A 16350-nucleotide genomic window follows, 5' to 3' on the forward strand; every position below is an offset into this window, starting at 1 on the left:
CTCCAAGCCTTTAGTCGTCGGCATGCCCCAGGATGTTCAGCGCGGGAATTTCAGGCGCCTTCCGATCGCCCTCGCCCCGGCTGGCAGGATGCTCCGGCTGTTGTATATGGTCGGATGTTGTTCGCGAGGGACTGATGAAGCTTGCCATTGTTATCGCCGGTGTGATCGTGGTTGCCATTGCCGCCCTCGTGGCGATCCAGCCGGGCTTCCTGAAGCCCGCATCGCTGGCCGACGTGAAGAAGTCCGACATCCTCGGTTTTTCGCCCGGAATGACATCCGAGGAGACCAACAAGGTCATCACGCAACGCCGCTATCGCTGCCGCCAGCTGCGCGACACTTTCACCCTCGAATGCGCCGTCGATGGCGCCAAACTCACGATCGACAGCGACGCTGCCGATGACAGGCATCCGATCTGGCGCGTCCATGCGGAGCTGAGCAATCCGGGGCCGCAGGACGCCGCCGTCAAATCGATCTCCGACCAGTTCAACGCCCAGCCGGTCAAGGACGCCCGCGGCGGATGGACATGGATCGTCGGCCGCGGCTTGAAGCTGACCTACGACGGCGCCGCCTTGAAGCTCGTGGACGAGGCCGAGGAAACGCGGCGCAGCAAGGACGGACCGAAGCGCTAGAACCAAAGGCATCGATCATCCTCATGTGTTGCCCTCGCCCGTGCCTTCGCGCGGAGAGGATCACGCATGCACGGCCCGCACCTTGCCTTGCCGGCAAGACGGGCTAGCATCCCCTGCAACCACAAGGCGCCAATTCAACCGGCGCCACCCAAGGGGAGATCACCATGACGACACGCCGCGCCCGGCGCATCCTGCTGTTGCCGCTCGCCCTCGCCGCCACGCTCAGCGTCGCCTCCGCCGCCGAGCTCAATCCCGCCGCCGTCGTCACCAAGCTGCCGGACCAGATCCCCTGGGGCCCGGTCGACGCGCGCGGCGCGCAGACCGCCGTGGTGGTCGGCGACCCCAGCAAGCCCGGCTTCTACGTGGTCTACAACAAATGGACCAAGGGCAACCATTTCAGCCGCCCGCACTTCCATCCCAACGACCGCTACATCGTCGTGCTGCAAGGCACCTGGTGGGTTGGCTCGGGCCCAAAATTCGATCCCGAGAACGGCACCGTGCCGATGCCGCCGGGCAGCTTCGTCACCCACTACGGCAAGCAGGTGCACTGGGACGGCGCCAAGGACGAGGACGCCGTGCTGCTGATCATGGGCGAAGGGCCTGCGACGAGTACGGCGGCTGAGGAGAAGTAGGAGAGAGAGACGCGATTAAGTCTTGGGCTCGTCAGCCGGTGATGCCCCGTGCGTTTAGCTCTCCGAACAGGATTTGCTGGACCATGTTCTTGTGCTCGAAGGACTGCCTATCTCCGCCCGCGAATATCACAAAATACGAACGGGCCGTTTTCATATTCCCGAAGGTTGCGATGACCTGGACCGAATTGGGCTGAGGCGCCCACACGACCTGGAAGTAGTCCTGCGTCTCATCGTGATATGGTCCGTCGATGCGATAGCCTGGCCGAACCTGCCGTCGGAGATAATAAGCCAAGTCGACGTAAGCATTCCTCTCGGGAAGCGGAGGCGGCGGAGGACCTTTTTCGACGTGCCCCAACACGCATCGCTCCAATTCACGAATCTTGGAAAACCCCTCCGAATTGGCATCGAACGCTCTTGCAAAATACATCCTGCCCTCCTCGATGTAACCAAAAGCAATCAAATGCTTGGGACCGAAGATGAGCTGGTAGAATTCGACACCCTCGTTCGAGATCGGACCAGCCACGCGAAATTTGGTCCCATGCCCGGCACTTATCCTGCTTGATAGATCACGTAGCTTCTCCGAAGGAGAAGAAAAGAAGCCACCGAACAATGCCATGTTGCGCCCCAGTGGAAAATTGCAAATGAATGAAATCACGTCGGGATGATCCGGTGGATAGCTAACTGCCTTAATAGCTGTTGCGACCAGAGATCATTGCTCTCGAAGAACGTCACGTCCCGATCGTGAAATTTATGGAAGTAGCGGCCATCGGGCATCAAGCCGAACATCAGAAAAATGTCGGCATCGTCTGGCTCGCCATAAACAACCGAGTACCAAGTATAGGGCATTTCAGGCGTTGGGAGATGGACGCCGGTCATCCAAAAGCGATCATCGTCGATGGCATCATCAATGAAGCGGGCCAACAGCGCGAAGCGACGATCACGCGCCTTGTAGTCAGCGCAGTAGGTGACCATAAAATTCGGCTTTGGGACCTCCCCCATTCGCAAATCCTCGTAAGAACCGGCTCCTGGTGCGGTGGGCACTCCGGTCGATCTGCCTGGCGATGTTGATCACATACGTGTCCCCACTACGGTGGAGATACATCAGAAGTGCGCCCTACCCTCCATGCAACCTTATCGGTCTGCGCCCAGATTGACAACCTTTACGCGCACTGGCATGCTGTTTCAATTACAGTAAGCGGGGATTGCATGCCCACTGTTGCCGAGCGTCGCGCCTTGGCCTACGCCAAGCATTTCGCGCCTCTTTTCATTTCCCGGTATATTCACGCAGCACGCACGGGCCACGCTGACATCATCCCCGCCCAGTGGCGTGAGAATGTCCTTTGCTACGTTCAGGGCCGTATCCCATCGCGTGCCATCAATTTGGAAGACGAAGTCCGGACAGCCCTGTTCAAGCACAAGATGCAGACAGGCAACGAGCCTGCGCTGCCGCCTGACTACAGCGGCGGGCCTGCAAGAACTCCGACGGCACCGATGCCCACCACAACACAGGTGGTCCTCTCGGCAGCAGCTGCGGGAGCCAAAAAGGCTGCCAGGGGGCAAGGCCGGAAGTTGGCTCAGATCGTCCTTTCCTCGATTTTCAGGCGATGACGCTCGATATCCTTGCCGTGTTTTCTTCAGCCGTTGAACGACGACGCATTCCTTCAAGTTTGAGGCGGTTGCGGCCCTAACAGCCGGGATCTCCGGCGGCACGCACTGATTTTCGTACCCTTTCTAGAAACACTTGGGAGCAACGATGATGCTGTGCGAAACCTGGACCGATGAGACTCATCTCGCATCAAGGGAAGCCTGTCGCCGTTGCGACGGCAGCGGTACCGAAGTTTGCGACCGATGCAGCGGCTCCGGAAAAAATCGCCACGAAAATTCGGCCTGTGGCCGATGTGGTGGCACCGGAAGAATGAAGTGCTCGATGTGCGGAGGCCGCGGATATCCCTAATGGCGGCGACACTGCATTGAATTTGCTCGTTAGGACTGTCCTGCGGCAGTTCAAGTTCGATCGGCACAACGTCAATTCAGTCAAGCACTGATACCACAATCGCAACTCCGGAATCGTTCCAACGAAAGACCTGCATGTTTCGTTTCATTGCTCAATTATTCGACCCTGCACCCGTGAAATTGCACCGCAGGCTTCTCAAGGAATGCAAGCGGCGGCACCAGAGATACATGCAATGTGATCCCCTCGTGAGGGAGTTACGAGGCGCTCCAAAGGCCGTTGAAGAACTCGAGGCAATGAACGCGGAACAGCTGAGCGATGCGATTCAGCTATACAAGAATGCAGACTCGGTTGAACCCAGTGTCGGCCGCGAGCGTGACATCAGGGCGAGCCTCGCAGTCCCTAACGCGGTCGCGTCGGCCAGCTATGTTTCTCCCCGTCAAAGTGTAGAAGTGACATGGTCGAGGCCGTGGAGCACCTTTGAGACCGAAGATGCGCGGCAGTTTCTGTTCGTTCGACTCCTGAACAACTACGGCCTGGTAGATGCTTTCGAAGCACGTCAAATCTGCATCGGTTTGATATGCGTAACAAACAACTTTTCCAAGCACTACCGGTGGGCTGAACCTCCGGGCCCGAGCAGAGGATATGAAAGCGCGCGCGAATTTGGAGATCGTGAATGGATCGACGGTGTGGGCAAGATTGGATTTAACACGCGCAACGGCATCAATCTAATATTTCAGCGAGAAATGGAACGACTTAAAGCGAAGCCACTAAAGCCCTTCTTCCGACTTCAGAGAGAATATCTCTCCGGACAGCAGCCTGCGAGCTAGCAGCCGCAACTGACCGCCGCCGATCGAGCCTACGCGCCGGCCCAACTCACTCTCGGTCTCATGTCCGTCAAGGGACAGGGCGTCGAGCCCAATGCCGATGCTGCTCTGAGCTGGTTCAAGAGAGCCGCCGATAACCCCACTGCGGCCAAGGATGTTCGAGAGGACGCTGTTTACAACCGCGATTTTGTTGAAAGGCGCCTCAAGCAGATCGAGCAAGCTCAGGCGGCTGCGCGCGCACAAGCTGCAGCCGCGAACTCACAAGTCACCGCAACTTTCAGATCGCGGGTGTCGCCGGAATTGGAGAACATCGGGCGAGCGACGAGACGCCAGGAGGAGCTCGGGGAAATTGCGAGCGCCAGAAACGCCTTTGACAGATGCTCGGTCATCTCGCGCCATGCATACGAGGCTGCCCAGCGTGCCGGCGGGACCCAACAAGATGCCGATGCAGCAGCCACCGCTGCTCACAAGCGTTGAGAGCCGTCCATCAGGGCGGAAGAAGAGGTAGAAGACCGGCAGCGGAAATACAAAGAGACCATGGAAAGGCTTCGTGCGGAGCAGGCACAAAGAGATGCCAACTACTACGAACTAAGAGCGCGCGCGTTGTCCAAGGGCTCGTTTAGCTTCAGGTGATTGCGAGCCAAGATGCGCTGCAAGTTGCTTGCGGCATTGGAGAAGGCTACCCCGCCCTGATCTTTGCCTGTATCGGCAACCTATTCCAGGCGCGGAAAGCGGGGTCCTCATCCTCCATCCGCCTGATCTCTGCCGCGGCCCGTTCGACGCTCTCAGCCATCCGCTGCATCTCTGCCTTGGCATTCTGACCAGCGATGTAGTCATCAAAGGTCATTTGCGGATCATTCGGCTCCAGCGCACGCCAGACCGGCATGATCACAAGCAGCAGCGCGAACACGGCGGCATAGCACTTCCATCCGTAATCGAAGCTGACGAAATTCATGATCGCCCAGGACAGAAACAACCCGACGACGCCAGCGCCACACGCCCACGTCAGAAGCCTGTGCAGTCCCTTCCGCTTATCTTCCCATTCCTTCACGACATGAACGAGATGCTTGAGTGCGAAAGCGGTACTGCCAAGCATGATGGCATCGACAATCAGCGTGATCACCAGATGCTCGAAGTGTGCCTCGAGCGCGTGATAAGCAGTGAGACAAATCTCACCAATGAGGACGACGATGGACCCAATGGCCAGAAGAGCAGCGGTCGCGGGGGTAAAGCGAAGTTTGCGGCGCACGTTTCCCTCCCTGTTCTCTATATGGACGTGGGGGCACCTCAGTGCCTTCACAAGACCGACACAGTAACTTCGGCCCACCTCGTTCAATTTACAGGCGATTTCGCTCTCGCATATGCGTCCCCACCCCCTGCCCCTTCTCCCCGTTTCCTGCTATCTCCTACCCCCGCCATCCCGGCCCAAAGCAAAACTCTCCGTCCATCAAAGGGAGCAACAACCATGCGATACCTCCACACCATGCTGCGCGTGCGCAATCTCGATGCCGCGCTGAAGTTTTACCAGGATGCGCTGGGGCTGAAGGAGGTGCGACGGATCGAGAACGACAAGGGGCGGTTCACGCTGGTGTTCCTGTGCTCGTCGGACGATCTCGAGGCGCTGAAGAAGCAGCCGCAGACGCGCGGTGCGCCGCTGGTCGAGCTCACCTACAATTGGGACGAGGAGAAGTACGGCGAGGACCGCTTCTTCGGCCATCTCGCCTATGAGGTCGACGACATCTACGCGACCTGCGAGAAGCTGCAGAAGGCCGGCGTCACCATCAACCGTCCGCCGCGCGACGGCAACATGGCCTTCGTGCGCTCGCCGGACCTGCACTCGATCGAGATCTTGCAGAAGGGCGATCCGAAGCCGCCGCAGGAGCCCTGGGTTTCCATGCCGAATACCGGCCATTGGTAGGCTAGCTGCGCAGGAACAAGCCCCCGTCCCCCGCGTTCACCCCAGGACAATGCGATTGGAGGAGAACGCGATGGGACGCGGAATTTTGCTGTGGCTGCTGGGCGTGCCGATCCCGGTGATCATCTTGCTGTGGCTGTTCTTCGGCCACTGACGTCAGGTTCGATTTGCGATGAAAAGCTCCGCCCCGGGCGGAGCTTTTTGCATGAGGGGTCCCGCGCAATCGCCGACGCTGCGGTGAGGAAATTCCGCTACGAGATGGCCTGTAGCCCGATGAAGCGAAGCGCAATCCGGGATTCTTGCCGCAGGCGATGGCGGCCCCGGATTTCGCTTCGCTTCATCCGGGCTACGACACCGGAAATGCCGCGGGAGGAAACTCATGCCTGACACCAAGCTGACGATCTGGGGCCGCGCCAATTCGGTCAACGTGCAGAAGGTGCTGTGGTGCCTCACCGAGCTCGGCCTCGCCTACGAGCGCATCGACGCCGGCATGCAATACGGCAAGACCCGCGAGGCCGATTATCTCGCGATGAACCCCAATGCGCGGATCCCGACGCTGGTCGAGGGTGACTTCGTGCTGTGGGAGTCGAACTCCATCATGCGCTATCTGTGCCTCGCGCACGGACGCGGCACGCCGATCTATCCGGAGGCGCCGAAGCTGCGCACCAGCGTCGACCGCTGGCTCGACTGGACGCTGTCGGCGGTGCAGCCGGTGGACCGTCCGGTGTTCTGGGGCATCGTGCGCACGGCGCCCGCCGAGCGCGACATGATCAAGGTGCAGCGCGATGCCGATGCCGCCGCCGAGGTCTGGGCGATCGCCGACCGCCTGCTCGCCACGCGCCGCTTCATCGAGGGCGAGCAGTTCACGCTCGCCGATATCGCGATCGGCTCCTATGCGCGGCGCTGGCTCGGCGTCGAGGGCATCACGCGGCCGGCCCAGCCGCACCTGACGCGCTGGCTGGCCGAGCTCGGCAAGCGGCCGGGATTTGCGCAATTCGTCGCACCGCCGATGTCGTGAGCCGGCGGCGCGGCCTAAGGCTCGCTGCGTGCGCGGGAAATCGCCGTTCTGGCGCGAGGCGTTCGGCGTCGCAGCCGCGCTTGACGGCTACTGTGCATGGGGTTGTTTTCGCACTTTTTATCTGACTAGTGCGCCCGCCTAGCGCCAGCCGCGCTCGACCAGCAGCACGCAAAAGATCAGCACGAGCGTCACCGCCGCGGTGGCAAGCTTTGCCGTCCAGCTCAGGCCGCGGCCGACCCACCACAGCAGCGCGCAATACATCAGCACGGGGACGATGATGTCGAGCCGCAACAGATCCGGCTGCATGTGGCTTCAGCGCCTGACGGTGGCATCGACGCTGATCGAGCCGCCGATCTTCACGCAGGTGCCGGTCGCCTCGACCATGTGGAAGCCACGGCCATAGGAGGCGCAGGAGTTTGCCTTGGCGGTGCCGCCGCTGCCCTTGAGCGGCAGGGCCTTGCCCGTCTGCGCCGGCTCGGCGGCCGGCAGGCGCAGCGCCTCGGCCTGTGTCAGGGACGACGTGGTGAGCAACGAGATCAGGATCAGGAGCGGTGCACGCATGCCGCTGTTCTAGCCCGCCCGGCCGCCGTGCGCCATCCGGCCAGATGTCAGATGAATCGGACGCCAGCCGACCTGCCGCGGCGCCAGATCACCTGGCAGCTTCGCCCGGTCCGGGCATCGCGCGCGAAGGCCATCCGGATCACGCCGGGCAGCTGGCTCGCGTCGTCGTCCATCATGATCTTGGCGCCGGTGTCGGAGATGTCCTCGACCAGGCAATGCCGCGCCGCGAACCCGCCGTCGAGCGTGATCCAGGCGTGCCGCGACAGCAGCTTGCGGGCTGCGCGCTTCTTGGGCTGTGGCATCGGCGAAAATTCTCCCGCTTTAGCGCTAGCTCAGGGAACCCTAAGAAATCGTTGAAATCGCCGCGAAATGCTGGCCTGGGCCGCGCTGTCCACCGGTTCCAAAAGACGTTCCCGAACGGCTTGCCCACGGCCGCAAAGGCCACTATACGTTCGCCCGCTGCAAGCCGCCGGGCACGACTCGGACTGGTCAGCGGCCGTGCCGCCCAAAGCGGCGGGGCCTTGCGTTTGCTCCCTTCGTCTATCGGTTAGGACGCCACCCTTTCACGGTGGAGAGAGCGGTTCGATTCCGCTAGGGAGCGCCATCCGCGAGACAGCTCGCTGAAGCCGCAGCGAAATTCGCCCCCTTGATGAACCTCCCTGCCCCTAGATGCCGACCAATCGTCGATTGGAACCGGACGAGGCCATGGACCCGCGCAAATCCCCTTCGGACAGCCAGCCCGGCGTCTCCCCTCCGGCGCCCGCCTGGATGCGCCGCGCCGCGCCTTACGCGCCCGAGCGCCGCGCCAGGATGCTCGAGCACATGGCGCGCGCCAGATCGCTGCCGCAGCCGCAGGCCGCGCCGAAGCAAGCGCGCACCGACGGCGTTGAGATACTCCTCGACGTCATCGGCCATGTCGTCGTGTTCGGCGTGATCGCCATTCTCTGCATGTCGCGCATTCCGCTCTACATCGGCGCGTTCCTGTTCCTGACCGACGGCGAGCGCATCGAACGCATGTTCGCGGCGACCGGCATCCGGTTCGAGCCCGCGGCGTTCGGGCCCGACATCGTCAAGGGCTTTGCGTCCTGGTTCGGATGGTTCGCGCTGCTCGGCGCATTGAAGGGCTCGGTCCCCGCCCTGATCGCGCAATGGCTGCCTCCGGCCGAGTCGTGGTCCGTCATCGCCGGCATCGCGCTTCTGCTCGCCGGCACTGAGGTGTTCGGCTCGCTCGCGATCCGGCGCATCCTCGTGTGGTCCGGACTGGAGCACCGGGTGCGTGGCCTGATCTGGACGGCGATCAAATTGCTGATCGCCCTCGGCCTGCTGGCTCTGCTGGTGCTGTTCGGACCGAACTAGCGGGCGTTGCTCGTAAGCACGCGGCAATGACGATGCCGTGAGACTGCATAATTTCGTCCACGATCGATCCCGCGCATTTACCGGAAATTTACCCCTGCTCGTGAGCGCCGGTATCATTTGCTTAGAATTTGATTGCTACCGTGAATCTACGGAAGCAGTCCGAAACACAAATTGGCGCCCATGTCCGTCGCAGAGTTCCTCAGGCAGCGTGCAGTGGAAGTGACGGTCAGCGGCAGCTACTCGCTGCCGCGCTGGTACGATTGTGAGGGCAAGCTGCGCAGCTTCGCCTGCCGGACCAAGCGCGTGTCGCCGTTCCGCATGATCGTGGACGTGCCCGTCGTCGGCAAGGTCGGCGAGCGCCTGACCTCTTATTTCCAGGATTTCGGCGAGTTCCAGTGCACCATCAGCGCGACGCTGAAATCGGGCTTCCTGATGGAGCTCGAGATGACGCGGGCCCGGCGCGCCTGGATGTCGGAAAAGCTGACCTGGCTGGAGAAAAAGCAGAAGGACGACAGCATCCAGGAGCTGCGACGCGACGCGCGCTTCGTCCCACAGATCTCCCATACGCTGCTGACGCTCGCCGACGGCAGCATCCATCCCTGCTTCATCATCGATGTCTCCACGGCCGGCGTTGCCATTTCCTGCGAATACGATCCGCCGTTGGGAACCGCCCTTGCCGTCGGCGCCTGCGTCGGGCGCGTCATCCGCAAGTTCGACAATGGCTTCGCAGTCAAATTCGCCGAAAAGCAGTCGCGGGACGACCTCGACCGCCTGATCGTGCGCTCGCCGCTGCTGCAGTCGGCTTGAGGCGCAACCGAGCAATCTTAACTCTTTTTTAACTAAACGCTGGAGGCGGAGGCCCCTGCGCGTTAGGGTGTGAGCCAGTACGTCCGCAATCATTGCGGGCCTTCAGTATTGGAAGTTCCGGAATGTCCATCGCCGAGTCCGCCCCGGCTGCAATCGCAAATGCCACCGTCAGCGCAGCCAGGCCGCAGCTTCCGCCGGGTGTCGTGACCGAGGGACCGCTAGTCCAGGCCAAGCTGCGCGAGAGCTATCTCCTGCTCGGCATCCTCTATGTCGGTGCCGTCGCGGGCATCGTCTGGGCCATCACGCAAGGGGTCGGCAAGGTCGAGCTGTTCACCTTCGCCTGGATGTTCGCGCTGACGACGTTCGGCATCGGCGCCGGCATGCACCGCCTGTTCGTGCATCGCAGCTTCCGCACCGGCCCCATCATGCGCGTCTTCTTCTGCGCCATCGCGCAGATGGCCGTGCAGGGCTCGATCGCCAAATGGGTCGCGAACCACCGCCGCCATCACCTCTATGCCGACGACGTCGGCGATCCCCACAGCCCGCAATTCGACGGCTTCGGCAATCGCTATGTCAGCGCGTTGAAGGGATTCCTGCACGCCCAGGGCAGCTGGGTGTTCGATCAGGCGACGACCGACAACGAATATTACGCCAAGGACATCCTCGCTGATCCCATCGCGATGTTCTTCGTCCGCACCCGCTGGGTCTGGTACGGGATGTCGGCCGTGTTCATCCCCGGCGTGGTCGGCTACACCTTCGGCGGCGTGCACAGCATGATCGGCTGCGTGCTGTTCTCCGGCCTGCTCCGCGCCTATCTGCTGATCCTCACCAGCCAGCTCACCGGCTCGGTCTGCCATGCCTACGGCTATCGCCGCTTCGAAGTCGACGATGCCTCGACCAACGAGTTCGTGACCACGATCCTCACCTTCGGCGAGGGCCTGCACAACAACCATCACCGCTTCCCGCGGGACGCCTATATCTCGCATGCCTGGTGGGAGATCGATCTCAACGGCCTGATCATCCTGGGCCTGGAAAAGATCGGCCTCGTCCACGACGTCTTCCACGCCTCGCACCGCCAGCTGGAGCGGGCCGAAGCGCAGGCAGCCTCGACGGCGCGCTGAACCGGCAGGCGGCGGCCGCGCCTCGCGGCCGTCTTGCCTCCGCATCGCCGCCCTATCCTGGCCCCATTGCGGGATCAGCTTTTGAGTGTCCGTGCCGCGTGCCGGACGTCATTTGCGGACTTGCGATCGGGGGACCGGATGGCAGTCAACAAGATCACCTGGGACAGGGTCGGCCGGGTCACCGAGCCCGGCCGCTACATGTACACGTTCGGCTGGCTCACCATCACCGCCGGCGATCTCGAGATCTGGAAGCAATATCCCAACGCCGCTTTCACGCTGCTCGCGCACAATGTCGAGCCGAACGCGTTTGTCGGCGAGGAATTCCATCTCGGCGCCTTCGACATCACCCCCGAAGCGCCGCCGCCATACACCACGCACTGACGCCCGGAAACGCCGGCCTCGGCGACCTCGCGCAGGCCGCCGATTCGAGCCGCACAAGCAGCGCTGTGCGGACGGCCCGCCTGCGCAAAGCGCAGGTCATGGCGGGAACAGGTGGCACACGCGTTGCTTAATAACTGCCATGATACACATCCCAGCCGTCGATCAGGCCTTCCTGCTGCTGCTCATCGTCTTCTGCCTCGGCACGTGCGTTGTGCGTGCCTTCTGGGAGCTGGAGCAGGTGCGGGCCCGCCGGATCGCACCGCCGCCGCGCCGTCGCACGATGGAGCGTGACTAGGCCGATGCGTTCGGACGCGCGCGACCCCGGACGGGGGCAATCCGTCCCGGGACCGCGAGGACATCCAGCGTGAATCGAAGAAATCTTCGCACTCCCCTGATCTGGCTTGCCAATTCGCCCGCTGCCGGTGAAATGCCGTCGTTGCCGTGGATGACGAAGCGATCCTGTCATGCAATTGATTGTGCTCGTATTCTACACATGACGGCCCCGATGAACGTTGGCTGTCGCGCACGTTAAGCGAGGCGACAGCCGGCGCATGACAGATGGTCGCATCGGTAGAAGTAGCTAAGCGGGCCAAGGGAACCTATTTTCGGCGCCGATGTACCTGATTGAAGCGTTACCCACCGTCATCGGAACCGCCGCCATCGCTCCGGCGCTGCTGATGCTGTGGCTCGTCATTGCCGCCGAAGAGCGCCCCGGACCGCCGGCCCAGGTCTGGACCGCGTTCCTGCTCGGCGCCGCCAGCATTTCCCTGCTGGGCCTCGCCCGCGCCCCCTTCGCCAAGATGGTCGCCGCTCCGGACAACCCCTGGGCCGCGCTGGCCATGCATTCGGTGTTCGGCGTCGCGCTGCCAGAAGAGGCCGTCAAGGTGATCGCCATCGTGCTGGTCTCCTCGACCAAGCGGCGGACCTTTGCGAACCCCATGGACACCGTGGTCTATGGCGCGGCCGTCGGCCTTGGCTTCGCCGCCTATGAGAACCTTGCCTACCTCGTCCAGCACGCCGAGATGTGGCGGTCGCTGGCGGCCCTGCGCAGCGTGCTGACCGTGCCGTTCCATGGCGCCCTCGGCATCATCGCCGGCGCCTACCTGACCATTGCGCGCGCCGGCACGGCGCTGGGCGCGAACCGTCACAACCGCGACTGGGCCCGTCTCTCCAGCCGCCTGCTGATCTTCGGCGGTCCGCTGGCGCTGCATGCGGCCTTCGACTTCCCGCTGCTCACGCTCCAGCGCATGCCGGACCTCGATCCCACCTTGCGGATGTGGCTGGGCGGCGCGAGCCTCTTGATCGGCTTCAGCTCGATTGCCTTCGCCATCCGCCTGGTCCGGCGCGTCGCGCGCCACCATGCGCCCCGCACCGAGATCGCGCGGGAACGGCTGAGCCAGCTACGGCGGATGTGGGCCCTGCTGCTGGCCGGCGGCGGCGTCGGCTTTCTTGGCCTGGCCTTCGTGCTGACCTCGATCCATCACTGGCTGATCAACCCGGAGCGCAACCTGACGCTGGCGCTGATCCCGATCGGCTTCGTCTCGATCCTGCTCGGCCTTGCGCTCCTGATCGTCACGATCGCGATCTACGTTCTCGGCCGCAACCGCGTTCGCACCAGTGGTGAAGGTTTTTCCTCGGCGCACGGCGGCGGTTGAGCCGCGGGATGGCGAGCGCGCGGCGCAACGGTTAGATTGGGTCCATCCGTTGCCAATGTGAGGGTCACCATGACTTCGCCCGAGGATTTTTCAAAGCTGCAATCCGCCATGAGCGAGGCGGTGAAGTCGCATTGGAAGGCCTTCCTGTTCGAAGGCATTCTGCTCGCCGTGCTCGGCATAGCCGCGCTGATCGTGCCGCCGCTCGCAAGCCTTGCCACCGCGATCTTCCTCGGCTGGATGTTCCTGATCAGCGGCATCGGCGGTTTGGTCGTGACCTATTGGGCGCGCGCCACGCCGGGCTTCTGGTGGTCGCTGATCTCGGCTGCGCTCGCGGTGCTTGCCGGCATGCTGCTGCTGGCGCGACCGATGCAGGCCGTGCTGACGCTGACCATCGTGCTCGGCGCCTATTTCCTCGCCGAGGGCGTCGCCACCATCATGTACGCCCTGGAGCATCGCCGCGAGCCCAGCGGCCGCTGGTCGTGGCTCCTGATCTCGGGCCTCGTCGACATCGCGATCTCCTTCATGGTGATCACGGGGCTGCCGAGCTCGGCGGAATGGGCGGTCGGCGTCCTCGTCGGTATCAACCTGCTGTTCGGCGGCGCCACCCTGATCGGCGTGGCGCTGGCGGCGCGCAATAGCAACACCTGAGGGGGCTCGTCACCCAAAGGGCCGATTGGGGGGGTGACAACCCGCCCATGGCACGCTATATGGCCAACCATGATCACCGTCGCCACCAGCTATTTTTGGTACTTTAGCTACGACAGCTCGCTGGCGGCAGGAGGATCGCGCTCAATCTGAATATTGAAGCAAACGTCCGAACAGCCGCCAGACCTGGCGGCTTTTTTATTGGCCGGCAGGTTCTGAAACAAACAGGAGCCCGCCGTGCTGAGCACGACTGACGATCTTCGTATCCGCGAACTGAAAGAGCTGAGCACGCCCGATGAGGTGATGCGGGAAGTCCCGCGCACACTCACCGCGACCCGTGTGGTCATGGCGGCGCGCAACGCCATCCATGCCATCCTCAACGGCCAGGACGACCGCCTGCTGGTCGTGGTCGGCCCCTGCTCGGTGCATGACCCCAAGGCCGCGCTCGAATATGCCGAGCGGCTTGCAGCCTTGCGCGAGGACCTTGCCGACCAGCTCGAGATCGTGATGCGGGTCTATTTCGAGAAGCCGCGCACCACTGTCGGCTGGAAGGGCTTGATCAACGATCCTGATCTGGACGGCAGCTTCGACATCAACAAGGGCCTGCGGCTGGCGCGCAACGTGCTGTCGGCCGTGAACAATCTCGGCCTGCCTGCGGGCACCGAATTCCTCGACATGACGACGCCGCAATACATCGCGGATCTCGTGTCCTGGGCCGCGATCGGCGCGCGCACGACCGAGAGCCAAATCCACCGCGAGCTGGCCTCCGGCCTGTCCTGCCCGGTCGGCTTCAAGAACGGCACCGACGGCAATGTTCGCATTGCTGCAGATGCGGTGAAATCGGCCTCGCATCCGCATCACTTCATGGCCGTCACAAAACTCGGCCGCTCGGCGATCGCCTCGACCGCGGGCAACGAGGACTGCCACATCATCCTGCGCGGCGGCAGCAAGCCGAACTACGATGCCGCAAGCGTTGCCGCGGCCTGCAACGATCTGGCGAAATCCGGCGTCGCTCCGCTGGTGATGGTCGATGCGAGCCACGCCAATTCGAGCAAGAAGCCGGAAAACCAGCCCATCGTGATGGCCGACATCGCCGGCCAGATCGCGGGCGGCGAAAACCGCATCATGGGCGTGATGATCGAGAGCAATCTCGTCGCCGGCCGCCAGGACGTGGTGCCGGGCAAGCCCCTCACCTACGGCCAGAGCATCACGGATGGCTGCATCGACTGGGCGAGCACGGCAACCGTGCTCGAGCAGCTCGCTGACGCGGTCGAAATCCGTCGCAACGCCCAGCGGGCGGGACTGCACGAGCGGTCGGCCTGAGGCCGTGCAAAGGGCGGGCGGGGCGATGCTGTTCGCGCCCTGCCCGCCGTTGCTTTTCTGCGCATGATCTCAGCGCAAACGCGTTCCGCGTTTGTCGCGAGGGAAAACCTACTTCCGGGTCCTGCTCCGATCAGCAGCCGCGGCAGATGCTCTTGATCTTCTTGTCGAGCAGAGCGTCTTCCTTGTTCGCGGGCGTGTTCGGATCGCTCAGGTTCTTCTCGCTGGGCACATCGCTCGCGCGCGGCTGACGATGTCCGACGGGGGCCGGCAACACCGATCCGGAAGATGCACCGCTCGAGGTCGATCCCTTGGAGCCGCCGGTCTGCGCAACGGCCGCGCTGCCAAGCAAGACCACGAGCGATGCTGCCAGCATGATCTTCGTCATTTCCGTTCCTCCATTCTCGACAGGCGCTCCCACCATCCCCGCTCAGGTCTCGGGCGGATAGAGATGAACTTCGCCGCAATAGTCGACGATACGATAGCGCGTTTCGGCCGCCGCATCATCCGCGTCGGGTGCGGTATTTTGTGCCGCCAACACGTAATTCGGTCCGACCGGGGATTTGCCGGCGCCGCCGGGAATATCGATGACATAGTCAGGCTGACACAGTCCTGAGTTTCGTCCGCGCAACTGCCGCATCAAAGCCTGCCCCTCGGCCAGCGTCGTTCGCAAATGCACGGTGCCCGGCGCGAGATCGCCGTGATGCAGATAGTAAGGCTTGATCCGGCATTCGACGAAAGCTCGCATCAAATCCGACAAGGCGGCGACGTTGTCGTTGACGCCGCGCAACAGCACGGACTGGCTGACCATGGGAATTCCGGCATCGACGAGCCGCGCACAGGCGGCGCGGGCGTCGGCCGTGAGCTCGCGCGCATGATTGGCGTGCAGCGCAACCCAGGTGGTCGCGGCCGGAACCTTCAGCGCGGCGACCATCTCCTCGCTGACGCGCGCGGGATCGGCCACGGGCACGCGGGTGTGGAGGCGGATGATCTTGACGTGATCGATCGCGGCGAGATCGGCCATGATCTCGCTCATGCGGCGCGGCGACAGCATCAGCGGATCGCCGCCGGTCAGAATCACCTCCCAGATCTCGCTGTGGGAGCGGATGTAGTCGATCGCGGCGCGATAGGCGCTGTCGGAAAGCGCGTTCTCCTTGCCGGGACCGACCATCTCGCGGCGGAAGCAGAAGCGGCAATAGACGGCGCAGACATGAACCAGTTTGAACAGCACGCGATCTGGATAGCGATGCACGATCCCCGGAACCGGCGAATGCGGGTGATCGCCGATCGGGTCGGCGCTCTCACCCGGCTGCATCTCCAGTTCGGCCGCGGTCGGAACGAATTGCCGCGCGATGGGATCCTCGGCATCCGAGGTGTCGATCAGCTCGACCAGCGCCGGCGTGATGGCGACCGCGTAGCGCGCGGCGACGCGCTCCAGCGCCGGCAGTGCCGCGGCCGGCGCAAGGCCCTCGGCCACCAGTTCGGCCGGCTCGCGCAAGGTGCGTGCAAGGTTGGTCTTCGTCATGTCTCAC

23 protein-coding genes and 1 tRNA gene are annotated in these 16350 nt (G+C 63.0%); 16 read left to right on the top strand and 8 right to left on the bottom strand.

Annotated elements, in window-relative coordinates:
- The first annotated feature begins 134 nt into the window (after positions 1-134).
- Together A7X65_RS07685 and A7X65_RS07690 are read left to right on the top strand one after the other, a co-directional pair.
- Positions 135-629, top strand: a complete 495-nt coding sequence (locus A7X65_RS07685) for a hypothetical protein (RefSeq protein WP_063683650.1) — start codon at positions 135-137, stop codon at positions 627-629.
- A 164-nt stretch (positions 630-793) separates the two neighbouring features.
- The gene (locus A7X65_RS07690; protein WP_063683651.1) at positions 794-1261 is read left to right on the top strand and encodes a cupin domain-containing protein; all 468 of its coding nucleotides are present in this window, start codon (positions 794-796) and stop codon (positions 1259-1261) included.
- A 31-nt stretch (positions 1262-1292) separates the two neighbouring features.
- On the opposite strand, the gene A7X65_RS07695 is transcribed toward A7X65_RS07690, so the two are convergent.
- Both A7X65_RS07695 and A7X65_RS07700 read right to left on the bottom strand, forming a co-directional pair.
- Positions 1293-1877 carry a hypothetical protein gene (locus tag A7X65_RS07695; RefSeq protein ID WP_156527691.1) on the bottom strand — a complete coding sequence of 195 codons (585 nt, stop codon included), beginning with the start codon at positions 1875-1877 and terminating at the stop codon, positions 1293-1295.
- Between the two features lie 35 nt (positions 1878-1912).
- Positions 1913-2260: a hypothetical protein gene (locus A7X65_RS07700; RefSeq protein WP_063683653.1), complete on the bottom strand. Its 348-nt coding sequence runs from the start codon at positions 2258-2260 to the stop codon at positions 1913-1915.
- A gap of 207 nt (positions 2261-2467) precedes the next feature.
- On the opposite strand from A7X65_RS07700, the gene A7X65_RS07705 reads away from it, so the two are divergent.
- The 3 genes from A7X65_RS07705 (at position 2468) to A7X65_RS41580 (ending at position 4516) form a co-directional block, all read left to right on the top strand.
- Positions 2468-2869, top strand: coding sequence for a hypothetical protein (locus A7X65_RS07705; protein WP_063683654.1), 402 nt, complete (start codon positions 2468-2470; stop codon positions 2867-2869).
- A gap of 480 nt (positions 2870-3349) precedes the next feature.
- Positions 3350-4042, top strand: a complete 693-nt coding sequence (locus A7X65_RS41575) for a hypothetical protein (protein WP_156527692.1) — start codon at positions 3350-3352, stop codon at positions 4040-4042.
- A 60-nt stretch (positions 4043-4102) separates the two neighbouring features.
- A complete protein-coding gene (locus A7X65_RS41580) occupies positions 4103-4516 on the top strand; it encodes a hypothetical protein (RefSeq protein WP_156527693.1) in 414 nt (137 codons plus the stop codon).
- A gap of 202 nt (positions 4517-4718) precedes the next feature.
- On the opposite strand, the gene A7X65_RS07715 is transcribed toward A7X65_RS41580, so the two are convergent.
- Complete coding sequence (locus A7X65_RS07715) at positions 4719-5288, bottom strand: hypothetical protein (protein ID WP_156527694.1); 570 nt, start codon at positions 5286-5288, stop codon at positions 4719-4721.
- Between the two features lie 216 nt (positions 5289-5504).
- Between A7X65_RS07715 and A7X65_RS07720 the strand changes: the two genes are divergently transcribed.
- Positions 5505-5957: a VOC family protein gene (locus A7X65_RS07720; protein WP_063683657.1), complete on the top strand. Its 453-nt coding sequence runs from the start codon at positions 5505-5507 to the stop codon at positions 5955-5957.
- 376 nt (positions 5958-6333) lie between these two features.
- Positions 6334-6972 carry a glutathione S-transferase family protein gene (locus A7X65_RS07725; RefSeq protein ID WP_063683658.1) on the top strand — a complete coding sequence of 213 codons (639 nt, stop codon included), beginning with the start codon at positions 6334-6336 and terminating at the stop codon, positions 6970-6972.
- 138 nt (positions 6973-7110) lie between these two features.
- On the opposite strand, the gene A7X65_RS41585 is transcribed toward A7X65_RS07725, so the two are convergent.
- From A7X65_RS41585 to A7X65_RS07740, 3 genes are read right to left on the bottom strand one after another with little or no spacing between them, the layout of a single operon-like run.
- Complete coding sequence (locus A7X65_RS41585) at positions 7111-7278, bottom strand: hypothetical protein (RefSeq protein WP_063683659.1); 168 nt, start codon at positions 7276-7278, stop codon at positions 7111-7113.
- Between the two features lie 6 nt (positions 7279-7284).
- Positions 7285-7533, bottom strand: coding sequence for a hypothetical protein (locus tag A7X65_RS07735; RefSeq protein WP_063683660.1), 249 nt, complete (start codon positions 7531-7533; stop codon positions 7285-7287).
- 47 nt (positions 7534-7580) lie between these two features.
- Positions 7581-7835, bottom strand: coding sequence for a PilZ domain-containing protein (locus A7X65_RS07740; protein WP_063683661.1), 255 nt, complete (start codon positions 7833-7835; stop codon positions 7581-7583).
- 227 nt (positions 7836-8062) lie between these two features.
- On the opposite strand from A7X65_RS07740, the gene A7X65_RS07745 reads away from it, so the two are divergent.
- The 9 genes from A7X65_RS07745 (at position 8063) to A7X65_RS07780 (ending at position 14821) form a co-directional block, all read left to right on the top strand.
- Positions 8063-8137, top strand: a tRNA-Glu gene (locus A7X65_RS07745).
- 101 nt (positions 8138-8238) lie between these two features.
- A complete protein-coding gene (locus tag A7X65_RS07750; RefSeq protein WP_063683662.1) occupies positions 8239-8889 on the top strand; it encodes a hypothetical protein in 651 nt (216 codons plus the stop codon).
- Positions 8890-9069: 180 nt separating this feature from the next.
- Entirely contained in the window at positions 9070-9696 is a 627-nt protein-coding gene (locus A7X65_RS07755; RefSeq protein WP_063683663.1) for a PilZ domain-containing protein, read from the top strand.
- Between the two features lie 122 nt (positions 9697-9818).
- Positions 9819-10817: an acyl-CoA desaturase gene (locus A7X65_RS07760; RefSeq protein ID WP_063683664.1), complete on the top strand. Its 999-nt coding sequence runs from the start codon at positions 9819-9821 to the stop codon at positions 10815-10817.
- Positions 10818-10955: 138 nt separating this feature from the next.
- The gene (locus tag A7X65_RS07765) at positions 10956-11198 is read left to right on the top strand and encodes a hypothetical protein (protein ID WP_063683665.1); all 243 of its coding nucleotides are present in this window, start codon (positions 10956-10958) and stop codon (positions 11196-11198) included.
- A gap of 139 nt (positions 11199-11337) precedes the next feature.
- A complete protein-coding gene (locus A7X65_RS42560) occupies positions 11338-11493 on the top strand; it encodes a hypothetical protein (RefSeq protein WP_167358217.1) in 156 nt (51 codons plus the stop codon).
- Positions 11494-11812: 319 nt separating this feature from the next.
- A complete protein-coding gene (locus tag A7X65_RS07770) occupies positions 11813-12853 on the top strand; it encodes a PrsW family glutamic-type intramembrane protease (RefSeq protein WP_063683666.1) in 1041 nt (346 codons plus the stop codon).
- Between the two features lie 69 nt (positions 12854-12922).
- Positions 12923-13501 (top strand): HdeD family acid-resistance protein, encoded by a 579-nt coding sequence (locus tag A7X65_RS07775; RefSeq protein ID WP_063683667.1) that lies wholly within the window; start codon positions 12923-12925, stop codon positions 13499-13501.
- Between the two features lie 234 nt (positions 13502-13735).
- Positions 13736-14821, top strand: a complete 1086-nt coding sequence (locus A7X65_RS07780) for a 3-deoxy-7-phosphoheptulonate synthase (RefSeq protein ID WP_063683668.1) — start codon at positions 13736-13738, stop codon at positions 14819-14821.
- A gap of 130 nt (positions 14822-14951) precedes the next feature.
- On the opposite strand, the gene A7X65_RS07785 is transcribed toward A7X65_RS07780, so the two are convergent.
- Together A7X65_RS07785 and A7X65_RS07790 are read right to left on the bottom strand one after the other, a co-directional pair.
- Positions 14952-15206: a hypothetical protein gene (locus tag A7X65_RS07785; RefSeq protein ID WP_063683669.1), complete on the bottom strand. Its 255-nt coding sequence runs from the start codon at positions 15204-15206 to the stop codon at positions 14952-14954.
- A gap of 42 nt (positions 15207-15248) precedes the next feature.
- A complete protein-coding gene (locus tag A7X65_RS07790; RefSeq protein ID WP_063683670.1) occupies positions 15249-16343 on the bottom strand; it encodes a lysine-2,3-aminomutase-like protein in 1095 nt (364 codons plus the stop codon).
- Positions 16344-16350: the final 7 nt, after the last annotated feature.

Source organism: Bradyrhizobium stylosanthis (genome assembly GCF_001641335.1).
GTDB lineage: Bacteria > Pseudomonadota > Alphaproteobacteria > Rhizobiales > Xanthobacteraceae > Bradyrhizobium > Bradyrhizobium stylosanthis.